The 20,431-nt window shown below is 72.7% G+C and carries 20 protein-coding genes and 1 pseudogene; 9 read left to right on the top strand and 12 right to left on the bottom strand.

All coding sequences use genetic code 11. The annotated features are described in order from the left end of the window. Positions 1 to 77 precede the first annotated feature (77 nt). Positions 78 to 1,379 (top strand): annotated as a pseudogene (locus AB0D32_RS16795) (MFS transporter); the annotation flags it as partial. Between the two features lie 169 nt (positions 1,380 to 1,548). Here the strand turns inward: AB0D32_RS16795 and AB0D32_RS16790 are convergent. Next, positions 1,549 to 2,310, bottom strand: coding sequence for a FadR/GntR family transcriptional regulator (locus tag AB0D32_RS16790; RefSeq protein WP_357090508.1), 762 nt, complete (start codon positions 2,308 to 2,310; stop codon positions 1,549 to 1,551). Positions 2,311 to 2,455: 145 nt separating this feature from the next. Between AB0D32_RS16790 and AB0D32_RS16785 the strand changes: the two genes are divergently transcribed. The 8 genes from AB0D32_RS16785 to AB0D32_RS16750 all read left to right on the top strand — a co-directional run bounded on the left by AB0D32_RS16785 (position 2,456) and on the right by AB0D32_RS16750 (position 10,138). After that, positions 2,456 to 3,745: a sugar ABC transporter substrate-binding protein gene (locus tag AB0D32_RS16785; RefSeq protein ID WP_357090506.1), complete on the top strand. Its 1,290-nt coding sequence runs from the start codon at positions 2,456 to 2,458 to the stop codon at positions 3,743 to 3,745. A 79-nt stretch (positions 3,746 to 3,824) separates the two neighbouring features. Next, positions 3,825 to 4,775: a sugar ABC transporter permease gene (locus AB0D32_RS16780; RefSeq protein WP_357090504.1), complete on the top strand. Its 951-nt coding sequence runs from the start codon at positions 3,825 to 3,827 to the stop codon at positions 4,773 to 4,775. Continuing rightward, complete coding sequence (locus tag AB0D32_RS16775; protein WP_357090502.1) at positions 4,772 to 5,587, top strand: carbohydrate ABC transporter permease; 816 nt, start codon at positions 4,772 to 4,774, stop codon at positions 5,585 to 5,587. Before AB0D32_RS16780 ends, AB0D32_RS16775 begins: the two co-directional genes overlap by 4 nt. Before the next feature lie 7 nt (positions 5,588 to 5,594). After that, positions 5,595 to 6,743 carry a galactonate dehydratase gene (dgoD, locus tag AB0D32_RS16770; RefSeq protein ID WP_357090500.1) on the top strand — a complete coding sequence of 383 codons (1,149 nt, stop codon included), beginning with the start codon at positions 5,595 to 5,597 and terminating at the stop codon, positions 6,741 to 6,743. 4 nt (positions 6,744 to 6,747) lie between these two features. After that, a complete protein-coding gene (locus AB0D32_RS16765) occupies positions 6,748 to 7,386 on the top strand; it encodes a bifunctional 4-hydroxy-2-oxoglutarate aldolase/2-dehydro-3-deoxy-phosphogluconate aldolase (RefSeq protein WP_357090498.1) in 639 nt (212 codons plus the stop codon). Further along, the gene (locus tag AB0D32_RS16760; protein WP_357090496.1) at positions 7,383 to 8,336 is read left to right on the top strand and encodes a sugar kinase; all 954 of its coding nucleotides are present in this window, start codon (positions 7,383 to 7,385) and stop codon (positions 8,334 to 8,336) included. The genes AB0D32_RS16765 and AB0D32_RS16760 overlap by 4 nt, the downstream gene beginning before the upstream one ends. Before the next feature lie 34 nt (positions 8,337 to 8,370). After that, a complete protein-coding gene (gene manD / locus AB0D32_RS16755) occupies positions 8,371 to 9,600 on the top strand; it encodes a D-mannonate dehydratase ManD (protein WP_357090494.1) in 1,230 nt (409 codons plus the stop codon). Then, entirely contained in the window at positions 9,590 to 10,138 is a 549-nt protein-coding gene (locus AB0D32_RS16750; RefSeq protein WP_357090492.1) for a gluconokinase, read from the top strand. The genes manD and AB0D32_RS16750 overlap by 11 nt, the downstream gene beginning before the upstream one ends. Positions 10,139 to 10,179: 41 nt before the next feature. On the opposite strand, the gene AB0D32_RS16745 is transcribed toward AB0D32_RS16750, so the two are convergent. From AB0D32_RS16745 to AB0D32_RS16695, 11 genes are all read right to left on the bottom strand, one after another. Further along, a complete protein-coding gene (locus AB0D32_RS16745; protein WP_357090490.1) occupies positions 10,180 to 10,596 on the bottom strand; it encodes a YchJ family protein in 417 nt (138 codons plus the stop codon). A 116-nt stretch (positions 10,597 to 10,712) separates the two neighbouring features. Further along, positions 10,713 to 11,081, bottom strand: coding sequence for a hypothetical protein (locus tag AB0D32_RS16740; RefSeq protein WP_357090488.1), 369 nt, complete (start codon positions 11,079 to 11,081; stop codon positions 10,713 to 10,715). A gap of 86 nt (positions 11,082 to 11,167) precedes the next feature. Then, positions 11,168 to 12,199: a methyltransferase gene (locus tag AB0D32_RS16735; protein ID WP_357090486.1), complete on the bottom strand. Its 1,032-nt coding sequence runs from the start codon at positions 12,197 to 12,199 to the stop codon at positions 11,168 to 11,170. Then, the gene (locus tag AB0D32_RS16730; RefSeq protein ID WP_357090484.1) at positions 12,196 to 13,374 is read right to left on the bottom strand and encodes an aminotransferase class V-fold PLP-dependent enzyme; all 1,179 of its coding nucleotides are present in this window, start codon (positions 13,372 to 13,374) and stop codon (positions 12,196 to 12,198) included. The genes AB0D32_RS16735 and AB0D32_RS16730 overlap by 4 nt, the downstream gene beginning before the upstream one ends. Beyond that, positions 13,371 to 14,687 (bottom strand): tryptophan 2,3-dioxygenase family protein, encoded by a 1,317-nt coding sequence (locus AB0D32_RS16725; RefSeq protein WP_357090481.1) that lies wholly within the window; start codon positions 14,685 to 14,687, stop codon positions 13,371 to 13,373. Before AB0D32_RS16725 ends, AB0D32_RS16730 begins: the two co-directional genes overlap by 4 nt. 99 nt (positions 14,688 to 14,786) lie before the next feature. Next, positions 14,787 to 15,461, bottom strand: coding sequence for a tryptophan 2,3-dioxygenase family protein (locus tag AB0D32_RS16720; protein ID WP_357090479.1), 675 nt, complete (start codon positions 15,459 to 15,461; stop codon positions 14,787 to 14,789). Positions 15,462 to 15,792: 331 nt separating this feature from the next. Beyond that, positions 15,793 to 16,800, bottom strand: coding sequence for an LLM class flavin-dependent oxidoreductase (locus tag AB0D32_RS16715; RefSeq protein WP_357090477.1), 1,008 nt, complete (start codon positions 16,798 to 16,800; stop codon positions 15,793 to 15,795). Then, positions 16,797 to 17,123 (bottom strand): TIGR04076 family protein, encoded by a 327-nt coding sequence (locus AB0D32_RS16710; protein ID WP_091630792.1) that lies wholly within the window; start codon positions 17,121 to 17,123, stop codon positions 16,797 to 16,799. Before AB0D32_RS16710 ends, AB0D32_RS16715 begins: the two co-directional genes overlap by 4 nt. Beyond that, positions 17,120 to 17,497, bottom strand: coding sequence for a nuclear transport factor 2 family protein (locus AB0D32_RS16705; protein WP_357090475.1), 378 nt, complete (start codon positions 17,495 to 17,497; stop codon positions 17,120 to 17,122). Before AB0D32_RS16705 ends, AB0D32_RS16710 begins: the two co-directional genes overlap by 4 nt. Positions 17,498 to 17,539: 42 nt before the next feature. After that, the gene (locus AB0D32_RS16700) at positions 17,540 to 19,186 is read right to left on the bottom strand and encodes a DUF885 domain-containing protein (RefSeq protein ID WP_357090473.1); all 1,647 of its coding nucleotides are present in this window, start codon (positions 19,184 to 19,186) and stop codon (positions 17,540 to 17,542) included. Beyond that, positions 19,183 to 20,421 carry an amidohydrolase family protein gene (locus AB0D32_RS16695; RefSeq protein WP_357090471.1) on the bottom strand — a complete coding sequence of 413 codons (1,239 nt, stop codon included), beginning with the start codon at positions 20,419 to 20,421 and terminating at the stop codon, positions 19,183 to 19,185. The genes AB0D32_RS16700 and AB0D32_RS16695 overlap by 4 nt, the downstream gene beginning before the upstream one ends. Between the last annotated feature and the right edge of the window lie 10 nt (positions 20,422 to 20,431).

Here is a 20,431-nt window from a genome sequence, read left to right as displayed (position 1 = left end):
ACTGCTAGGGGCCACTGCCGTGGGCCGCCGCGGTCGCCGTACGTCCGGCGTCCGTTTCGTCCCCCCAGGAAGGTCCCATGACTGTCCACCCTCCACGCCTGCCCGACCCGCGTGTCCGCGGCCTGGCGGCCACCCTCTACGGGTACGCGTTCCTCACCGAAACCGTCCTGCTCTACCCGCTGTACGTGCTGCTGTTCAGCGACACCGGCCTGTCGGTGTGGCAGATCTCGTCGCTGTTCGTGATCTGGTCGGCCGCCAGCATCCTGCTGGAGGTGCCCTCCGGCGCGTTCGCCGACGCGGTCTCCCGGCGGCTGCTGGTCAGCCTCGCACCGGTGGTCACCGCCGCCGGTTTCGCACTTTGGGTGCTCGTGCCCTCGTACCCGGCGTTCGCCGTCGGGTTCGTGCTCTGGGGTGCCGGCGGGGCGCTCGCCTCGGGCGCGCTGGAGGCGCTGGTCTTCACCGAGCTCGACCGCCTCGGCGCCGCCGGCCGGTACGCCCGCGTCATCGGTCGGGCGAAGACCGCCGGGACGCTCGGTGTGCTCGCCTCGATCCTGCTGGCCGGCCCCGTGTTCGCGGTCGGCGGCTATCCGGCCGTCGGCGTGGCCAGCGTGCTCGCCTGCCTGCTCGCCGCCGCCGTCGCCACCCGCCTGCCGGAGCACCGCCAGTCCACGCCCGCCGCATCCGTCGCCCACCTTCCGGAGCGCCGCCAGCCGGCATCCGCCGCTGCCGGACCTGCCGATGCCGTGCCTGCCACGGCTGCCGGTGTGACCGACGGAGGGCCGGACCGGGCCGGGGGTGAGGTCGGGGCGGACGACGACGACCTCGGCTGGTGGGCGAGCCTGCGCGCCGGGTTCGTCGAGGTCCGCACCGACCGGGCCGTGCGCGCGGCGGTGTCGCTGGTCGCGGTGGTCGCGGCGGTCTGGGGCGCCCTGGACGAGTACGCCCCGCTGCTGGCCCGCGACACCGGTGTCGGTGAGGCGACCGTGCCGCTGCTGCTCCTGCTCACGTGGGCCGGGGTGGGTGTGGGCGGTCTGCTGGCCCCGGCGGGGGAGCGGTTGACCGCCAGAGGGTACGCCGGCCTGCTGGCGCTGTCGGCCCTGGCCCTGGCCGCCGGGGCGCTGCTCGCCCGGCCGGTCGGCTTCGTGCTGGTCGGGGCCGCGTTCTGCGGCTTCCAGCTCGCCACCGTGCTCGCCGACGCCCGGTTGCAGGCGCGGATCACCGGTGGCAGCCGGGCGACCGTGACATCGCTGGCCGGGATGGCCACCGACGTCACGATCATCGCGGTGTACGGCGGGTACGGCCTGCTCGCCACCGGGGCCGGCAACGGGGTCGCCTTCGCGGTGGCCGCGGTGCCGTACCTGATCGTGGCGCTGCTCCTGGTGACCCGCGCCGGCCGGTCGGCCCGCCGTCGCCCGCAGCGGCCCGCCGCTCGCAGCGGCCCAGCCCAGCGATCTTGCACTTGCCGCCGGGGCAAAGGGGATATTTGCCCTAAATAGCGGGCCTAAAGTGCAAGATCGCGGGAAGCGGGGTGGGGCTGAGCGGGTTGGGTCAGGCGCCGGCGGTCTCGCCGGTCTGCTCCCAGATCGAGCTCATCTCGTTGAAGGCCTGCTCCATGAGCTGCACCATGGCCCGCCGGGCCCGTTCGCCGTCGCGCCGCTGGATCGCCTGGGCGACCTCGGCGTGCAGCTGGAGGGCCTGCTCGTGCGGGTGGTGCGGCATCAGGTGGTGCTGGTGTCGGCCGGTGAGCACCTCGGCGATCAGGTCCTGCAACCGGACGAACATCTCGTTGCCGGAGGCGACCAGGATCCGCCGGTGGAACTCTATGTCGAGTTCGAGGAAGCGTTCCTCGTCGCCGGCCTTGCCGGCGGCCCACATCTTCGCCGCGAGCCCGACGAGGTCGCTCGCCTCGTCGTGGCCGACCCGGCTGGCGGCGAGCCAGGCGGCGTGCGGCTCGACGGCGGTGCGCAGCTCGGTGATCGAGCGGAGCTGGACGATGCGGCCGGCCGAGGCGAGCCGCCAGCGGATCACCTGCGGATCGAAGACGTTCCAGGCGTCCGAGGGGCGGATCATGACCCCGACACGGCGGCGGGTCTCGATGAAGCCGATCGAGGCGAGCACCCGCAGCACCTCGCGGACGACCGAGCGGGACACGGCGTAGCGGTCGACCAGCTCGTCGATGTTGAGGACCGACCCGGGCGTCAGCTCGCCCCCGCAGATGGCCGTGCCGAGACGGTCGAGGACGCGTGCGTGCAGGCCAGCCTCGACAGGGGCGAGCTGGGTGGCGGCAACCCCTGGAGAGGACGATTTCACATGGCAGAGCATATCAGTTGGATGTACTACTTGTATAAGTCTGCTTTTTCGGCCTAGCATCCCGACGTTAAGCGGATGTAAACCGCAAGGTGGCGGCCCACCCGACCGGGCGGCGGCCACGGCCACGGCATAAGGAGTGATGGACGTGAGACGTCGAGCGGTTATCGGGACTTCCCTGGGGATGGTCGTCGCCCTCGGCCTGTCCGCCTGTGGTGGCGGCGGGGACGACGCCGGCGGTTCGAACACCGTGCGCGTGACGCTGGTGAACCACGTCTGGACCGAGAACATCAAGAAGGCCCTGCCGGAGTTCGAGAAGCAGTCGGGCCTGAAGGTGGAGGTCACCCAGCTCGGTGAGGACCAGCTCTCCGACCAGTACAACGTCAAGCTGAACGCCGGGTCCACCGACCTGGACGTGATGATGTACCGGCCGCTGCAGGAGGGGAAGCTGTTCGGCAAGAACAAGTACCTCGCCGACCTGACCGACAAGAGCAAGTCGGACAGCGCGTTCGAGGTCGGTGACTTCCAGTCCGGACCGGTGCAGGCCACCACGTACGAGGACAAGTTGGTCGGCGTGCCGATCATCACCGAGCAGGAGGTCCTCTACTACCGCAAGGACCTGCTGGAGAAGTCCGGCTTCACCGCCCCGCCGAAGACCCTCGACGAGCTCAAGGCGCAGGCGGCGAAGGTCGAGGCGGACAACCCGGGCGTTGCGGGCTTCGTGTCCCGCACCGGCAAGTCCGCCGCCGTCACCCAGTTCTCCAGCTTCCTCTACAGCTTCGGCGGCGACTTCGTCGACGCCAACGGCAAGGCCTCGGTCAACTCCGAGCAGGCCAAGCAGGCGTACGCCTACTACGGCGGGCTGCTGCGGGAGCACGGACCCAAGAACATCAGCACCGACATGAGCTGGTCCGAGGCGATGGCGATCTTCACCCAGGGCAAGGCGGCCTTCTACACCGAGGCCAACTCGCTCTACAAGAACGCCACCGACCCGGCCAAGTCGAAGGTCTCCGACACCGTCGGGTTCGCGGCCTTCCCGGCCGGCCCGGCCGGCTCGAAGCCGTACAACATCCCCTCCTGGGCGCTCGGCGTGAACGAGGCGTCCAAGAACCAGGACAACGCCTGGAAGTTCATCCAGTGGGCGGCCGGCAAGGAGCAGGCGCTGGCGCAGCAGAAGGCCGGCGTCCCCAGCGCCCGCACCTCCGTCTGGGAGAACCCGGAGGGCGCGGCGACCTACCCGAAGGACCTCGCCGAGGCCACCACGGTCAGCACCGCCAACGGCGTGGGCCACGACCGCCCGCTGGTCGTGAAGGTCGCCCAGGCTCGGGAGATCGTCGGCCAGCCGATCGTCGACGCGATCACCGGCAAGGACGCGGCCGCCTCGGCGGACGCCGCCAACGAGGCGTTCCAGAAGTTCCTCGACGACGAGGCGAAGTAGCCCGAAGCGCAGGTGGCGGAGCCGGTCGGCTCCGCCACCCCGCGTCGGGACGCTGGCCCTGACCCCACCCGGAGACCCCATGTCAGCCGTCACCACACCAGTCAAGAGATCGCCCGAGGCGCGTCCGGCGTCCCCGGAGACGTCGGGCTGGTCGCGTTGGGCCAACGAGCACCGCAAGTGGCTCTTCGCGACACCCGCCATGTTGTTCGTCGCCGTGCTGATCGTCTTCCCGGTCGCGTGGACCGGCTACCTCAGCCTGACCGACGCCGAGGGCTCGGTGCGCGCCGAGAGCAGTTTCATCGGCTTCCAGAACTACCTCGACGTGCTCGGCGACACCGACCGGTTCTGGCCGGCCGTGTGGCGTACCGCCCTCTTCACCGGCGTCGTGCTCTTCTTCGAGGTCGTGCTCGGCATGGCGATCGCCCTGCTGCTGTGGCGACCGTTCCGCGGTGAGAAGTGGGTCCGCGTCGCGATCCTCCTGCCGCTGGTGGCCACCCCGGTCGCGGTCGGCATGATGTGGCGGCTGATCTTCGATCCCAACATCGGCATGGCCAACCAGGTGCTCGGCTGGGTCGGGATCGACCCCCAGCCCTGGCTGTCCGGGCAGAACTCGGCCCTGCCGACGACCATGTTCATCGACATCTGGCAGTGGACGCCGATGGTCGTGCTGATCCTGCTCGCCGGCCTGACGTCGCTGTCGGACGAGCCGCAGGAGGCGGCGCTCATCGACGGCGCCAGCACCTGGCAGCGGTTCCGGCACGTCACCCTGCCGCTGCTGATGCCGACCGTCATCGTCGCGATCCTGCTGCGCGGCATCGACGCGCTGAAGACCTTCGACATCCTCTACGCCACCAAGGGACGCGGCGGCGGGTCGTTCCACGAGGTGGAGACCCTCAACGTGTACGCCTACGGGCTCAGCTTCGACTACAACGACTACGGCGTCTCGTCGACCGTCCTCATCATCTTCTTCCTGATCATCATCGGGGTCATGTGGGCCCTGACCTACCGCAAGAAGGGGATGAACCGATGAAGCTGCGCAGGCCGTACAAGGTCTTCCGGACGGTGGCCCTCATCCTCGTGGTGCTGTCGCTGATCGCGCCGCTGGTCTGGATGGTCGCCGCGTCGCTGAAGACGAACGTCGACATCTACGACAGCGAGAAGGCGTTCGTCTTCTCCCCGACGTTGGACAACTACTCCAACGTGCTCCAGCAGGCGAACTACATCCAGTTCATCGGCAACAGCCTCTGGGTGGCGTTCGCGGCCACCGTGCTCTCGCTCGTGCTCGGGGTGCCCGCCGCGTACTCGATGAGCCGCTTCAACATGAAGAAGTCCGCGCTCGTCGTGCTCATGGCGCGGGTCATCCCCGGCGTCTCGCTGCTGGTGCCCTGGTACTACGTGTTCTCGAACCTGCAGATGGTCGGCGGGTTCACCCCGCTGATCCTCAGCCACATGTTCGTGTCGCTGCCGCTGATCGTCTACATCATGATGGGCTACTTCGACGGCCTGCCGGCCGAACTCGAAGAGGCGGCCCTCGTCGACGGCCTGACCCACATCGGCGCGTTCCGGCGGATCACCCTGCCGCTGTCGGTGCCCGGCATCGCCACCGCCGGCATCCTGTCGTTCATCTTCTCCTGGAACAACTTCATGTTCGCCCTCGTGCTGTCCGGGGCCGACACCAAGACGCTCCCGGTGGCGATCTTCGACTTCGTCGGCTACGCCAGCATCGACTGGGGCGGCCTGATGGCGGCGGCCACCGTCGTCACCCTGCCGATCATGCTGATCGCCCTGTTCGTGCAGAAGTACGTCGTCTCCGGCCTCACCGCCGGCGCCACCAAGGGATGAGGAGAGCATGACCACGATCGCACGGGTGGAGACCTTCCTCGTCGCGCCGCGCTGGCTCTTCGTCCGGGTCGAGACGTCCTCCGGGATCGTCGGCTGGGGCGAGGCGACCTGCGAGGGCCGGTCCGAGACCGTCCGCACCGCCGTCGAGCAGCTCAGCGAGCTGCTGGTCGGCCGGGACGCGCTGCGGATCGAGGACCACTGGCAGGTCATGACCAAGGGCTCGTTCTACCGGGGCGGGCCGATCCTGGCCAGCGCCGTCGCCGGGCTCGACCAGGCGCTGTGGGACATCGCCGGCAAGCACTTCGGCGCGCCGGTGCACCAGTTGCTCGGCGGCCCGGTCCGGGACCGGATCCGCGTCTACGGCTGGGTCGGCGGCGACGAGCCCAGCGAGGTCCGCGACCAGATCAGCGCCGCGATCGCCACGGGCCTGACCGCGGTGAAGATGAACGCCTCCGGCCCGATGAGTTCCGTCGCGTCCGTCGCCGAACTCGACGGCGTGGTGCGGCGGGTGGCCGCCGCCCGCGAGGTGCTCGGCGACGAGCGGGACGTGGCGGTCGACTTCCACGGCCGGTTCACCCTCGCCAACGCCCGCCGGGTGGCCCCGCTGCTCGAGCCGTACCGGCCGTTCTTCCTGGAGGAGCCGGTGGTGCCGGAGAACTCGCACCTCATCGGCGAGTTCGTCCGCTCCACCACCACGCCGGTGTCGACGGGGGAGCGGCTCTACAACCGGCAGGAGTTCCTGCCGGTGCTCCAGGCCGGCATCGCGGTGGCCCAGCCGGACCTCTCGCACGCCGGCGGCATCACCGAGGTCCGCAAGATCGCCGCGCTGGCCGAGGTGTACGACGTGCAGCTCGCCCCGCACTGCCCGCTCGGGCCGATCGCCCTGGCGGCCTGCCTCCAGGTCGGCTTCGCCACGCCCAACTACCTGATCCAGGAACAGAGCATCGGCATCCACTACAACCTCGGTGCCGAGGTGCTCGACTACTGCCTCGACAAGACCCCGCTGACGTTCGTCGACGGGTACGTCGAGCGGCTCACGGCACCCGGCCTCGGCATCGAGATCGACGAGAACGCCGTACGGACGGCGGACAAGCGCGGGCACGCGTGGCGCAGCCCCACGTGGCGGCACCGCGACGGCTCCTACGCGGAATGGTGATCACATGACCGTCAACCTCACCGCCGAACTCACCGACGCCCGCATCCTCGCGATCATCCGCGGCACCGACACCGCCGCGGCCCTCGCCGCGGGCACCGCACTGCTGGAGGAGGGCGTACGCCTCATCGAGGTGGCCCTCACCACGCCGGGCGCCACGCGGGTGATCGAGGCGCTGCGCGCGGTCGCCCCCGCCGGGTCGCTGGTCGGGGCCGGCACGGTGCTCACCACCGCCGACGTCGCCGACGTGGCCGCCGCGGGCGCGCAGTTCGTGGTGACACCGGCCGTGGTCGAGTCGATCGCCGAGGCGGCGCGGCGCGGCTTCCCGGTCGTCGCCGGGGCGCTCACCCCGACCGAGGCGTACACCGCGACGCGGATGGGGGCGTCGGCGGTCAAGCTGTTCCCGGCGGCGGTCGGGGGCCCGGCGTACCTCAAGGCGGTGCGTGACCCCTTCCCGGACATCCCGTTCGTCGCGGTCGGCGGCGTCGGCCTGGACGACGTGCCGGGCTACTTCCGGGCCGGCGCGATCGCGGTCGGTCTCGGCGGACCCCTGGTCGGCGACGCCGCCTCCGGCGGCGACCTGGACGCCCTGCGGGCACGTGCGCGCACCTACCTCTCCGCCGTGCGGGATTCGGCCGGATCATGACCGCGCCGGACCTGCTCACCGTCGGCGAGACCCTGGTGTCGCTGCGCTCGGCCGGCCCGCTCGCCGCCGGGGGACCGCTGACCATGCACCTGGCCGGCGCCGAGTCCAACGTGGCGGTCGGGGTGGCCCGGCTGGGCCACCGCGCCGCCTGGGTCGGCCGGGTGGGCGCCGACGAGTTCGGCGAGTACGCGCTGCGGCAGCTGCGCGCCGAGGGCGTCGCCGTCGACGGCGTGAGCCGGGACCCGGACCGGCCGACCGGCCTGATGTTCCTGGAGCGGCGCACCGCCGACCTGACCCGGGTGCAGTACCACCGGGCCGGCTCGGCCGGCTCCGCGCTCGACGTCGACGACCTGCGGGCGCCGCTGGCCGCGGGCGCGCGGATGCTGCACCTGACCGGGATCACCCCGGCGCTGTCCGACTCCGCCCGCGCGGCCACGCGATGGGCGGCCGAGGCCGCCGCCGGGGCGGGCGTCCCGGTGTGCCTCGACGTCAACCACCGGGCCCGCCTCTGGTCCCGCGACACCGCCCGGGAGGTGCTGACCCCGCTGGCGGGGCACGCCTCGGTCGTCATCGCCTCCGCCGACGAGCTGGACCTCGTCGGCGACCCGGGGGCCGACGAGTCCACGGTTGTGGCGGACCTGTTCCGGCGGGGCGTGGACACGGTCCTGGTCAAGTTGGGCGCCGACGGCGCCCGCGCGCACACCCGGGACGGCGTACGACACGTCGGGGCGCTGACCGTGACCGCCGTCGACACGGTCGGCGCCGGGGACGCGTTCACCGCGGGCTACCTGTCCGGCTGGTTCGACGGGCTCGACCTGGCCGGCCGGCTGCGCCGCGCGGCCACCCTCGGCGCCTTCGCGGTCTCCAGCCCCGGCGACTGGGAGGGGCTGCCGCGCCGCGACGAACTGTCCCTCCTCGACGGCCACGAGGCCGGAAGCGTCATCCGCTAGTCGCCCGAGCACCCCCAAGGAAGAGAGGCAACCCGTGAAGATCGTCGCAGCTGACGTCATCGTCTCCAGCCCCGACCGCAACTTCGTCACACTCAAGATCACCACCGACGACGGCATCACCGGCCTGGGCGACGGCACCCTCAACGGACGGGAACTCTCCGTCGCCTCGTACCTGCGCGACCACGTCGTACCGCTGCTGATCGGCCGGGACGCGCACCGCATCGAGGACGCCTGGCAGTTCCTCTACCGCTCGGCGTACTGGCGTCGCGGGCCGGTCACCATGGCCGCCATCGCGGCCGTCGACGTGGCCCTGTGGGACATCAAGGCCAAGGCCGCCGGCATGCCGCTGTACCAGCTGCTGGGCGGGGCGTCCCGCACCGGCATCATGGCCTACGGCCACGCCTCCGGCAGGGACGTACCGGAGCTGTTCGACTCGATCCGCCGGCACCTCGACCTCGGCTTCCGCTCGATCCGGGTGCAGACCTCGGTGCCGGGCATCAACGCCGTGTACGGCGTCGCCGCACAGCCCAGCGCCGACGGCAAGCGGTACGACTACGAGCCGGCGCAGCGCACCCCGCTGCCGGCCGAGGAGGACTGGGACACCCGCTCCTACCTGCGGCACCTGCCCGGCGTGTTCGAGGCGGTCCGCAACGAGTTCGGCCCGGAGCTGCCGCTGCTGCACGACGGCCACCACCGGATGACCCCCATCCAGGCCGCCAAGCTCGGCAAGGCGCTGGAGCCGTACGACCTGTTCTGGCTGGAGGACTGCACCCCGGCGGAGAACCAGGAGGCGCTGCGGCTGGTCCGCCAGCACACCACCACCCCGCTGGCGATCGGCGAGGTCTTCAACACCGTCTGGGACTACCAGACGCTCATCCGCGAGCAGCTGATCGACTACGTCCGTTCCGCCGTCACCCACACCGGCGGCATCACGGCCATGCGCAAGCTGCTCGACTTCGCCGCCCAGTACCAGATCAAGTCGGGCATCCACGGCCCGACCGACATCTCGCCGGTCGGCATGGCCGCCGCGCTGCACCTGGACCTGGCCATCCACAACTTCGGCATCCAGGAGTACATGCAGCACGGGCCGCTCACCAACGAGGTGTTCCGGCAGTCGTTCACCTTCACCGACGGCTACCTGCACCCGGGGGAGCAGCCCGGGCTCGGTGTCGAGCTGGACGAGGAAGCTGCCGCGAAGTTCCCGTACGTGCCGGCCTACCTGCCGTTCAACCGGCTCCAGGACGGCACGGTCCATGACTGGTGAGACCGACGCGCCCCCGACGCGGCACGTGGTGGTGATGGGGGTGTCCGGGGCCGGCAAGACGACCGTGGCCCGGGGCATCGCCGCCCGCACCGGCCTGACCTTCGCCGAGGCGGACGAGTTCCACTCGCCGGCCCACGTGGCGCAGATGCGGGCCGGCGTGCCGCTGGACGACGCCGCCCGCCTGCCGTGGCTGCGCGACCTGGCCGGGTGGATGGCTGCCCGCGCCGCCGACGGCGTGTCGACGGTGCTGGCCTGTTCGGCGCTGAAGCGCTCCTACCGCGACGTGCTGCGCCAGGGCCCGCCGAGCGTCGAGTTCGTCCACCTGGACGGGTCGGCCGAGGTGATCCGGGAGCGGATGGCCCGCCGCGCCGGGCACTACATGTCGGCGAGCATGCTGGAGTCGCAGCTGGCCACCCTGGAGCAGCCCCACCCGGACGAGTCGGTGCTGGTGCTCGACGTGTCGCTGACGCCGGACGAGCTCGTCTCGGCGGCGCTCGACCGGCTCGGCCTGTCGAGCGGCGTCGTCGCGAACGGCTGAACGGCAGCCCGGTCGCGGTGCCCCGGCACCGCGACCGGGCGTCAGCCGGGCAGCCCGTCGAGGTAGACCCAACGGCCGTCCTCGCGGACGAAGCGGCTGCGCTCGGCCTGCGTCCCCGGCTGGCCGTCGGCCCGGTGGTGGGCCCGGAACTCGACGGTGCCGGTCGCGTCGAACAGCCCGCCCCGGTCGGTGTCGACGATCTCCAGGCCCGTCCAGCGCTGGCCGGGATCGAGGTCGAGCCGACGCGGCCGGGTCGAGGAGTGCCAGCTGCGCAGCAGGTACGCGGCGTCGCCGACGGCGAAGGCGCTGTACCGCGACCGCATCAGCGCCTCGGCAGTCGCCGCGTCCGCCTCGCCCTGGTGCAGCCGTCCGCAACATCCGGCGTACGGCTGGCCGGAGCCGCAGGGGCAGGGCCTTTCCTGGTTGTCGGCCGCCCTCCGGCGGGGTCGCTTCGCCACCGGCCCATTCTGGCCGACGGCCCGCCGGGACCGGCGTCCGGATCCCGGCAGGCGTACATGGGCGGCGCGGTGCGGTGAGCCGGGCCGCACGGCGGCGCCCACGTCGTGCCTCCGGGTCAGCGGGCGCTCGTGCGGGGTGCCCGCCGGCTGCCGAACGACTCCATGGTCGTAGCCCTGCGGGCCGGGGTCTTCGCGGCCGTGGCGCGGGTCGCGGCGGCCTTCGCCGTCTTCTTCGCGGGCGCCTTCTTCGCCGGCGCGGCCGTGGCCGGCGCCTTGCGGGCGCGGGCCGGTGCCGCCGTGGCCGAGGTGTCCTTCTTCCTGGCCACGCGGGCCGTGGTGGGGGTGGGCTTCCCACCCGGGGATTTGGCCGCGGTCGCCCCGGTGGCCCGCTTCGTGGCCGTCGCCACCTTCTTCGCCGCCGTCGCCCGCTTCATCGGGGCCTTGCGCGCCCCGGTGGCCTTCCTGGCCCGTCCTGCGTCCGCCATCGTCGCTCCTCGGGATTCGGCCCTGGGCGCACGGTCTTCCCCCGGCCCCGGCGGTCAAACGCCGGGGCCGCCGCGGCGCGGGCCCGTCACGTCCCGGTCGCCGGCTTGTACGCGCAGACCAGCTCCCAGCCGCCGGGCAGCACCGCCACCCGTTCGAAGCCGACCTCCTTGAGCAGGCCGGTGTAGAACTCGACCTCCCGCAGCCGGCTCACGCAGCTGTCGACCCCGATCAGGAAGTAGCTCCAGAAGAACTGCATGGCCAGCCGGTCCGGGGTGCGGAACTCCTCGCAGATCAGCAGCATCCCGCCCGGCTCCAACGCCGCGTACGCCTTCTCGACCAGCCGGCGGGCGACCTCGTTCGGCCAGTCGTGCAGCACCCGGACGAACGCCAGCGCGTCGTAGCCCGACGGCAGCGGTTCGGCCAGGAAGTCGCCGCCGACGAAGCCCAGCCGGTCCGCGTGCCCCACCCGGGTCCGGGTGGCTTCCACCAGCGGCGCCACCGCCGGCAGGTTGTACACGTCGGCCCGCAGCCCGGGGGCGTCGTCGAGGACGTGCGCGGCGAGCGTACCGTCGCCCCCGCCGACGTCCAGCAGGCGCCGCCGGTCCGGCCACAGCCGGTCGGCGTTGCGGTGCACCGCCTCGATCACCGGGCCGAGCCCGACGGCCATGCTGCGCTCGAAGGCGGCGGTCTGCTCGTCGGTCCTCGGTGGCCACGCGAAGTCGTCGTCGCCCATGCTGACCTCGCCGCGCAGGCTCTCGCCCAGCCGGCCGTGCAGCCGCCGCCAGGGATAGCGGTCCCGGTCACGTTCGATGGCGTCCGGGCCGACCACCGCCGTGACGGCGTCCCGGAGCCCGGGCACGGCCCGGTACGTGGTCGCGGTGATGTCGTCATCCGGCTCGCCGCGTTCGACGAAGCCGAGGCTCTCGAGGCAGTCGAGGAACTTGTAGAGCCGCAGGGGCCGTACGTCGAACCGTCCGGCGAGCTCACCGAGGCGGGCCGGTCCCGGCTCCAGCGCGTCGAGCAGCCCCATGCCGAGCGCGGTCTCCAGCACGTCCATCGCCTTGGGCCCGTTGGCGAGCAGGCTCATCAGCGCCCGCGGTGACAGGGTGACGTTCACCGGCCCAGCTCCTCTTCCAGTGCGTCCATGAACGCGTCGATCTCCTCGAGGGTGTTGTAGACGTGCGGGCCGACCCGCAGGTAGCCCCGCCAGCTGCAGACCATGTCCCGGGCGGCCAGTCGCCGCTTGACCGCCTCGCCGTCGGCGACGTCCAGGCACACCACGCCGCCGCGCCGGTGCGGTTCGACCGGGCTGACCACGTCGATGCCGGCTGCCGCAGCCCGGTCCAGGATCCGCCGGGTGCAGGCGAGCGAGTGCCGGCGGATCGCGGCGACGCCCACCCCGGCCAGCAGGTCCAGACCGACCTGGGAGACCAGCGAGGTGAGCGGGAACGGCGTTCCGCCGGCGAACCGCCGGGCGCCGGGCGCCCAGCCGGTCGACGGCTGGAAGGTCAGTGCCCGGTCGCCGGCCTGCCAGCCGGTGGCCGCGGGTTCCAGCCGGGTGGCCAGGTCCGGGCGGACGTACAGGAAGGCGGTGCCGACCCCGCACAGCCACTTGTGCGCGCCGCCGAGCACGACGTCAACGCCGAGCGCCGTCACGTCCAGCGGCACGACCCCGACGCTCTGGAAGGCGTCGACGACGACCAGGGCGCCGACGTCGTGGGCCCGCTTCACGAGTCGGGGCAGGTCGAGGGTGGCGCCGGAGGAGAAGCTGGCGTGCGGGACGCACACCAGCAGCGTCCGCTCGTCGATCCGCGCCTCGAGCGCGTCCTCGTCGAAGCGCGGGCCGCCGGACCGGACGACGTCGGGCCGAGCGCCGTAGCGCCGGAACGCGTTCCAGATGAACGGCACGGTCGGGTACTCCAGGTCGGTGGTGACGACCCGGTCGCGCGGTGGGCGGTAGTCGAAACAGGACGCCACCCTGGCGAGCAGCGTGCTCAGGTTCGCGTCGGTGACCACGCTGCCCGGGGGCGCGCCGATGAGGGCGGCGACGGAGTCGGCGTACCGGTCGAGGCCGACGTGCCAGCCCTGCCACACCTCGTCGCGCCAGCCGCGCAGCGTCTCCCAGTAGCCGGTGAGCACGTGTTCCGCGCCCCTCGGCACCGCGCCGGTGGAGTTGTTGTTCAGGTAGACGCAGGTGCCCAGCAGGGGGAACTCGGCGCGCAGGACGGCCTGCGCGGTGGCGTCGAGGCACTCGGGAGTGTCGGGGCCGTGGGTCGGGTCGGGCGGGCTCACGAGGTGCTGCCTCCGGTCGGGTCGGTCCGTGACGGGGGACTCGGATCGTGGGTGACGGAGGTGAAGACCGGGATGGACCGGACGGCGGCCAGATAGGGCGTGCCCTCCGTGTAGCCGGTGCCGGGGCGGGGGCCGAGCATCCGGGTCGCCAGCCGGTGGTGCGTGCGCCGCCACTGGAGCACGGCCGCGGCGAACGTGCGCATCGCCTGTTCCACGAGGTCGCCGTCCGGCCCGCTGAGCAGGCCGTCGCGTACCGCCGCCCGGAACGCCTCGTCGACCGACGGCTGACCGGCGCGTACCCGGTCCAGCACCTCCGGCACCTGGTGGTAGGCGGGCGACTCCAGCCGCGGGCCCTCGGGGGTGCGGCAGAGCGACTCCATCAGCTTGTAGGAGCGGGACTGGATGGCGCTCGCCCCCTCGGTGTACTGCCGGAAGGTCCGGAACGCCGCCGGCTGCATGGTGGCCAGCAGCGAGAACAGCGGCCCGGCGGCGGTGAGCTGCTCCCCGGCGTACGCCAGCCGGTCGGCCGCCTGGCGCGCCCGGCCGGCGGCCAGGGCGGCGATCGTGGCGCGCAGCTCGTCGACGAGTCCCGCGAAGAGGCACTCGTACGCCTGGAGCACCCGGATGAACAGGTACTCGTCGTGCGACACGTAGACGGGCAGCATGCTCAGCCGCAGGGGCAGCTCACCGGAGGGTTCGAGCCCGGCGGCGAGGGCCCGCAGCGTGGCTGCCGTCGCCGGTTCCCGGTCGTGGACCGCCCCGGCCAGGCCCAGGCGGGCGAGGGCGGGGGACGCGGCCCGGACGCCCAGCCGGCAGCGCTTGGCCACCACCTCCCGGCTCGGCCGGTCCTCCGGCAGCAGGTCGCCGGGGGCCAGTTCGAACGCCAGCGCGTCGGCGACCAGCCGGACGAGCAGCCGGTCGCGGCCGTGGCGCGCGCCGTCCGGGCGGGCGAGCCCGTCGTCGTGCCGGTTGCCTTCCCCGCCGTGCCGGTCGCCTTCCTCACCCGGCCCGTCGTCCGCTCCGCAGGGCAGCCGCAGCAGGCGTAGCGCCAGGTAGCTGCGGTAGTCGTAGCGGCCGTCCCACTTGTCGAGCGCGACGTCGAGGAAGTCGCGTAGCAGCCGGACGGCGGGCGTCGGCGGCTCGGGCGCCGACGCGGTCACCTGGGCCCGGATCTGGTCCAGCAGGGCGAGGAGTTCCTTTTCGACGAAGTGTTTACCGACCCGGTGGTACTCCGCCAGCACAGGGGTGTAGGGAAAACTGTCGGCCTCGGCGGCGCCCGACAGCCAACTCGTCAGTTCACGCACGAACCGCACCTCGACATTTCGCCCGTGTCGACCGCGTACGAGGGAAGGATTGACGAATTCCCGGGTGGCTGTGGATTGTCGGGTCCGTCGGCGGAAAAACGGTCGATTTCACCCCTGGACCGACTTCACGCGGGCCTGCCACAGTTCGGGGAAGAACCGGTGCCCGACGAGCTTGGCGAGCATCGTCGCCTCGGCGCCGGTGGCGGCGTGACCCCCGATCCGCAGGGCGACCTGGTAGTGCCGCGCCCGCCACAGCGACACCCGCTCGTCCCACTCCACCATCGCCTCGGCGAGCAGGTGGACGGGGTTCGTCGGGTCCGTCGCCCGCAACGTCGCCAGGGCGATCCCGTGCGCGGCGAGATGGTCGGTGAAGGCCCGGCCGAGCTGCCGGCTCGCGGCCTGGACCTGCCGCCAGCCGGGGGACTCGGCGCCGGAGCCCTTGCCCAGCGCCGGCTGCATGGCCTCGAAGTCGGCCGGGGACAGGTACCGGAACATCTCCAACTGGTCGGTGACCAGCCGCACCCCGAGCGCCGCCCGGGCCAGCAGCGGCTCGGCCGCCGCGGGCTCGCCGGCGTGGACCCGGGCGACCGCCTCGGTCAACTCGGCCGCCGCGAGCTTCAGCCACAGCTCGGTGGACTGGTGCACCACCTGGAAGAGCAACTCGTCGCGGTGGATCATCTCCTCCGGGCGGCGTTGCAGGTCGAGCAGCGTGTCCGTACGCATGTAGCGCGCATAGTCCGTGGCGCCGTCGCCAGGCAGCACAGGTGAGTGGTCCCGCTTCACGGAATTGTCCCCTTCGGTCGGCGTCGCTGCATCGGGAACCGATGGTGCGACAGCGCGTGCGGCGGCCATTATGCAACGACGAAAGGCAATGTGTCACGCCTCGGTCGCAGGCCGTGCCCGAATCCGAAAGGGGAGGTTTCCGCCATTTTCTACGATGCGTAAAGATGGCGGGATAACATATAGATCAACATGGGTCAACAGTGACGAATGGCTGACACGTCACACCGCCGGCGGCTGCCGGCCGCGGTCCCGTCCCGCCGAGCCGGCGGGGGAACGGAGAAAGCCCGTGGCGGGGGCGGGCCGGTGCGTGCCCTCCCCCGCCACGGCGTCATCACCGCAGCAGCGGCAGCACCCGGCGGCCGAGCAGGTCGACACCGCCCGCCGGGGTCAGACCGTGCGGGGTGCCGAACTCCACCCGGGTCGCCCCGGCGTCGAACACCGCCGCGGCCTGCGCCGCGACGTGTTCGGGGGTGCCGGAGAAAGCGAACAGGTCGAGCAGGTCCCCGCCGATCAGCGCGCCCGCGAGGTCGTGTTCCTGGCGGGCGACGTGCTGCTGGATCCGCGAGAGCAGCTCCGGGTCGATGTCGACGTTCGGGTCGAGGGCGGCGACCACGGCGAGGTACATGGCCACCTCCGTACGGGCCACCCGACGGGCCAGGGCGCCGTCCTCGTCCACCACGGTCACGGCGCCCAGCACCACGCCGACCTGGTCACCGGCACGACCGGCGGGCGCGGCCTCGTCCAGCCAGGCCCGCATCGTCTTGGCCATCGCCGGGTTGGCCGACCCGCCGACCTTGACCTCCGAGGCGAACGCGGCGGCCGTCCGGGCGGTCTGCTGACCCCACGTTCCCACCAGGACGGGCACGTCGGCGCGGACCGGGGCGTAGCGCAGGGCGGTGCCGGGCGCCACGGTGAACTCCCGGCCCTGGAACCCCCGGTCGTCGCGGGACAGCAGCAGCCGGACCACGTCGACGGCCTCGGTGATCCGTCGCAGCGGCCGGGCCTGCGGCACCCCGATCTGGTCCAGCCAGGTGCCCCGGGCCAACCCGAGGTAGGCCCGCCCGTTCGACGCCAGGTCCAGCGCCGCGACCTGCCCGGCGATCTCCACCGGGTGCATGGTGAACGGGTTGAGGCAGGCCGACCCGAGGCGGATCCGTCGGGTGTGCCGCGCGGCCACCAGCAGCGGGAAGAACGGCGGCTGGTACATCAGGTCACCGAAGACCGACAGCACGTCGAAGCCGTGCCGTTCGGCGAGTTCGGCCAGCGCGGCGTACTCGTCGGCGCTCTTGTCGGACTGGAGTCCGATGCCGACCAGCCGGCGTCCTTCGTCGGTGCTCACGTGAGTTCTCCAGTCGGGATCTGTCGCCGGGCGGTCCGCTCGATCCGCAGGATGACCCGCTCGTCCGGATCCGGGCAGGCCACGTGGCAGTCCCGGGCCAGCCAGTCCTCCGGCGGCAGCGGACGTTGCTTGGCCGGCAGCAGGGGCAGGCAGGCCGCGAGGGCGTAGAGGCAGAAGTGCCGGCCGGCGGGGATGGTGAGCCGGCTCGACTCGGTCAGGTCGATGTGGTCGCCCGGCTGGAGGCCGCACACGGAGCGACCCTCGATCCGTTCCACCACGACCCGCAGGTCGTACAGGTCGGTGACCGGTTCCTCGGCGCTCATCGGAGGGCCTCCGCGTGGTGGTGCACGATCCGCCAGCCCCGCTCGTCGCGGCGCAGCACGTCCGTCACCCGGAAACAGTCGTCCGGCTGCCCGGCCGCGTACCGGGCCCGCAGCACGTAGCGGACCAGTCCCGTGTCCTCCCACACCTCGGCCCGGAACTGCTCGGGGGCGACCGAGGTCGGGGGTGCGGCCGGTCCCCGGTCCGCCGCCCGGCGGTCCCGCAGGTCGTCGAGGGCGGCCAGACCGTCCAGCAGGTCGGGCGCGTCGGACTCCCAGATCGTCAGTTCGGGGTGCAGCCGGGCATCGAACGCCGCCCGGTCGCCCAACGACCGGTACATGTCGGTGATGGCGGCGGTGAGATCGTCAACGGTCATCGGGGCTCGCTTCCGGTCGGGGGCGGACGGGGTGTCGGGGGATCAGGGGAGCTCGGCGAGGCGGGCGCGCAGCGGATCGAGCCCCATCGGCCCGAGCCGCAGGGCCCGGTGGTGGAACCGCTTGCGGTCGAACCCGGCGCCCTCGCGCCGTTCGACCTCCCGGCGGGCCTGCTGCCAGAGCCGCGCACCGGCCTTGAAGGCCAACGCCTGCGCCGGCCAGCCCAGGTACCGGTCGACCTCGAACCGTGCGGTCGCCGCGTCCAGCCCGGCGACGCGGACCAGGAAGTCCACCGCCAGCTCGGGGGTCCACCGGCGCGCCTCGGTGAAGCCGGTCCCGGCCGGGATCGGCACGTCCAGGTGCAGGCCGAGGTCGATGACCACCCGGGCGGCGCGCCACATCTGCCCGTCGAGCATTCCGAGCCGCTCGGCGGGACCGGCGTAGAGGCCGAGCTCGTCGGCGAGGCGTTCGGCGTAGTGCGCCCAGCCCTCGGCGTACCCGTGCACCTGGCACAGCGACCGCTGCCACGGGTGCAGGTCGGCGGTGGTGAGGGTGATCGCGTGCTGGAGGTGGTGCCCGGGCAGTCCCTCGTGGCAGAGCGTCCCGACGTGCCGCCACACCGGCACCGTCGACTCGCCGGGGGGCGTCGACCACCAGATCCCGCCCGGGCGGGTCAACCCGGCGTCGGGCGGGGTGTAGTACATGACCCCGGAGGCGGCGGGGCTGATCCGGCACACCACCCGGCGGGTGGCGGCCGGGATGTCGAAGTGCGGGCCGTCCAGGGCGTCGGTGAGCCGCTCGGTGCGTTCCCGCAGCCACTCCTCCAGCGCGGGTCCGACCGGCACCCGGCCGGCGGGGTCGGCGTCCAGGCCGGCCCGCGCGGCCGCCACGTCGGGGTAGCCGAGCTCGGCGGCGACCGCGCGCTGCTCGGCGGCGGTCCGGGTCAGCTCCGCCCAGCCGTACGCGTACAGCTCGTCCAGGTCGACGGTCGCGCCGAGGAAGCTGCGCGCGGTGACGGCGTACAGGTCGCGGCCGACGCCGTCGACGTCGGTGGCCCGTGGTGCCAGCTCGGTGCGCAGGAACGCGGCGAAGTCCGCCGTCGCGGCGGCGGCGGAGCGGGCCCCGGCGGCCAGTTCTCCGGCCAGCGACCCCTCCGGACAGCCGGCCACCAGTCGGCCGTAGAAGTCGTCGGAGGTGACCCAGGCGGTGCACTGGTCGGCGACCGCGAGCACCTGCCGGCGGGCGACCAGGTGACCCCGCCGGGCCGACCAGCGCAGCGTCTCGGCGTACTGGCCGAGGGCCGTGGGCACCCGGCGCAGGTGCGCGGCGACGACCGCCCAGTCCTGCGGGGTGTCGCGGGGCAGGTTGTCGAAGACCTGCCTGACCAGGTGCACCGGCGTCGCCAGCGGGGCGAGCAGCCGGGTGGTGAAGCCCGCGTCGTAGAGGTCCACCTCGCTGGCCAGCCGGTCGAGCAGGGCGCCGGCGAGGGCCCGCTGCGCCGTGCCGTCGGCATCGGCGCCGGCCGCCGCCGTGGCGGTGCCGCGGGCCAGCTCCGCGCGGGCGGCGAAGCCGTCGGGGGAGAGGTCCGCGAAGTGCGAGTCGGGCGTACGACCCGCCGCCTCGGCGGCCTCCGGATCCAGTTCGGCGAGCGCGTCGAGGTACCGGTCGGCGACCTCGGTGATCGTCGTCATCGGGCGACGCCGAGGCGGCCGTGGTCGTCGCGGTAGGAGACGCCGCCCTTGAGCACCGCGTGCAGGCTACGCAGCGCGGACACCGAGCGGGTGGGATCGTCGCGCAGGACCAGCAGGTCGGCGTGCTTGCCCACCTCGACGCTGCCGAGCGTGTCGGCCTGGCCCAGCCACTGCGCGGGGCGGATGGTGGCGGACTTCAGCGCGTCGGCGACGGGCATCCCGGCGTCCACCATGAACTCCAGCTCGCGTACGGTCGCGGTCGTCTCGTCGTAGCCGGCGTGCGGCGGCATGTCGCTGCCCAGGGCGATCGGCACCCCGTTGCGGATGGCGTGCTGGAGGCTCTCCCAGTGCCGGGGCCCGGCGGCCAGGGCGCGGTCCATCAGCCAGCCCGGCACGCCGGAGTCGCGGAAGAACTGCTCGCAGCGGCTGACCACGATGGTCGGGACGTACCAGACGTCCCGTTCGGCCATCAGCCGGGTCACCTCGTCGGTCAGCTCGTAGCCGTGCTCGACGCAGTCCAGCCCGAGTTCCACGGCGCGGCGCACCGACTCGGCCGGGCCGGCGTGCGCGGTGACCTTGCGCCCCCAGTCGTGCGCCACCCGGATCACCGCCGCCAGCTCGTCGTCCAGCAGCTGGGGGGTGTCGATCGACTCGAACTCGCCGGCGATCCCACCGGAGATGCACACCTTGATCAGGTCGGCGCCGGCCCGGATCTGCTGCCGGGTGAGCCGGCGGAAGCCGTCCGCCCCGTCGGCCTCCAGCGCGTCGGCCTCCCAGCCGTGCCCCCCGGTGCAGCAGAGGGCGTGCCCGGCGGTGAAGATGCGCGGGCCGTCCACCGCGCCGCGTTCGATCCCCTTGCGCAGGGCGAAGTCGGCGTACCGGCTCTCGCCGACGAGTCGGGCGGTGGTGACCCCGGCGTGCAGGGTCCGGCGTGCCGAGTCGGCCATCAGCAGCACCAGTTCGGCGAGGTTCGACCGGTGCACCTCGTCGCCGAGGTGGCCGGGCAGGCCGAGCGACAGGTGGACGTGCATGTTGGTCAGGCCGGGCATGACGTGGTCGCCGTGCAGGTCGACCACCCGGGCGTCGCCCGCCTCGGTGAGGACGTCGTCGACCGGCCCGACCGCGCGGATCGTGCCGTCGGCGCCGATCCAGATGCCGCTGTCGCGCTGGAGGTCGTCCCGGACGCCGTCGTAGAGCGCGAGGTTGACCAGGACCTGTTCGGTGGGGATGTGCATGCGGTGTCCT

Source organism: Micromonospora sp. NPDC048170 (assembly GCF_040652795.1).
Lineage (GTDB): Bacteria > Actinomycetota > Actinomycetes > Mycobacteriales > Micromonosporaceae > Micromonospora.
This window is presented reverse-complemented; position numbering and strand designations above follow the sequence as displayed.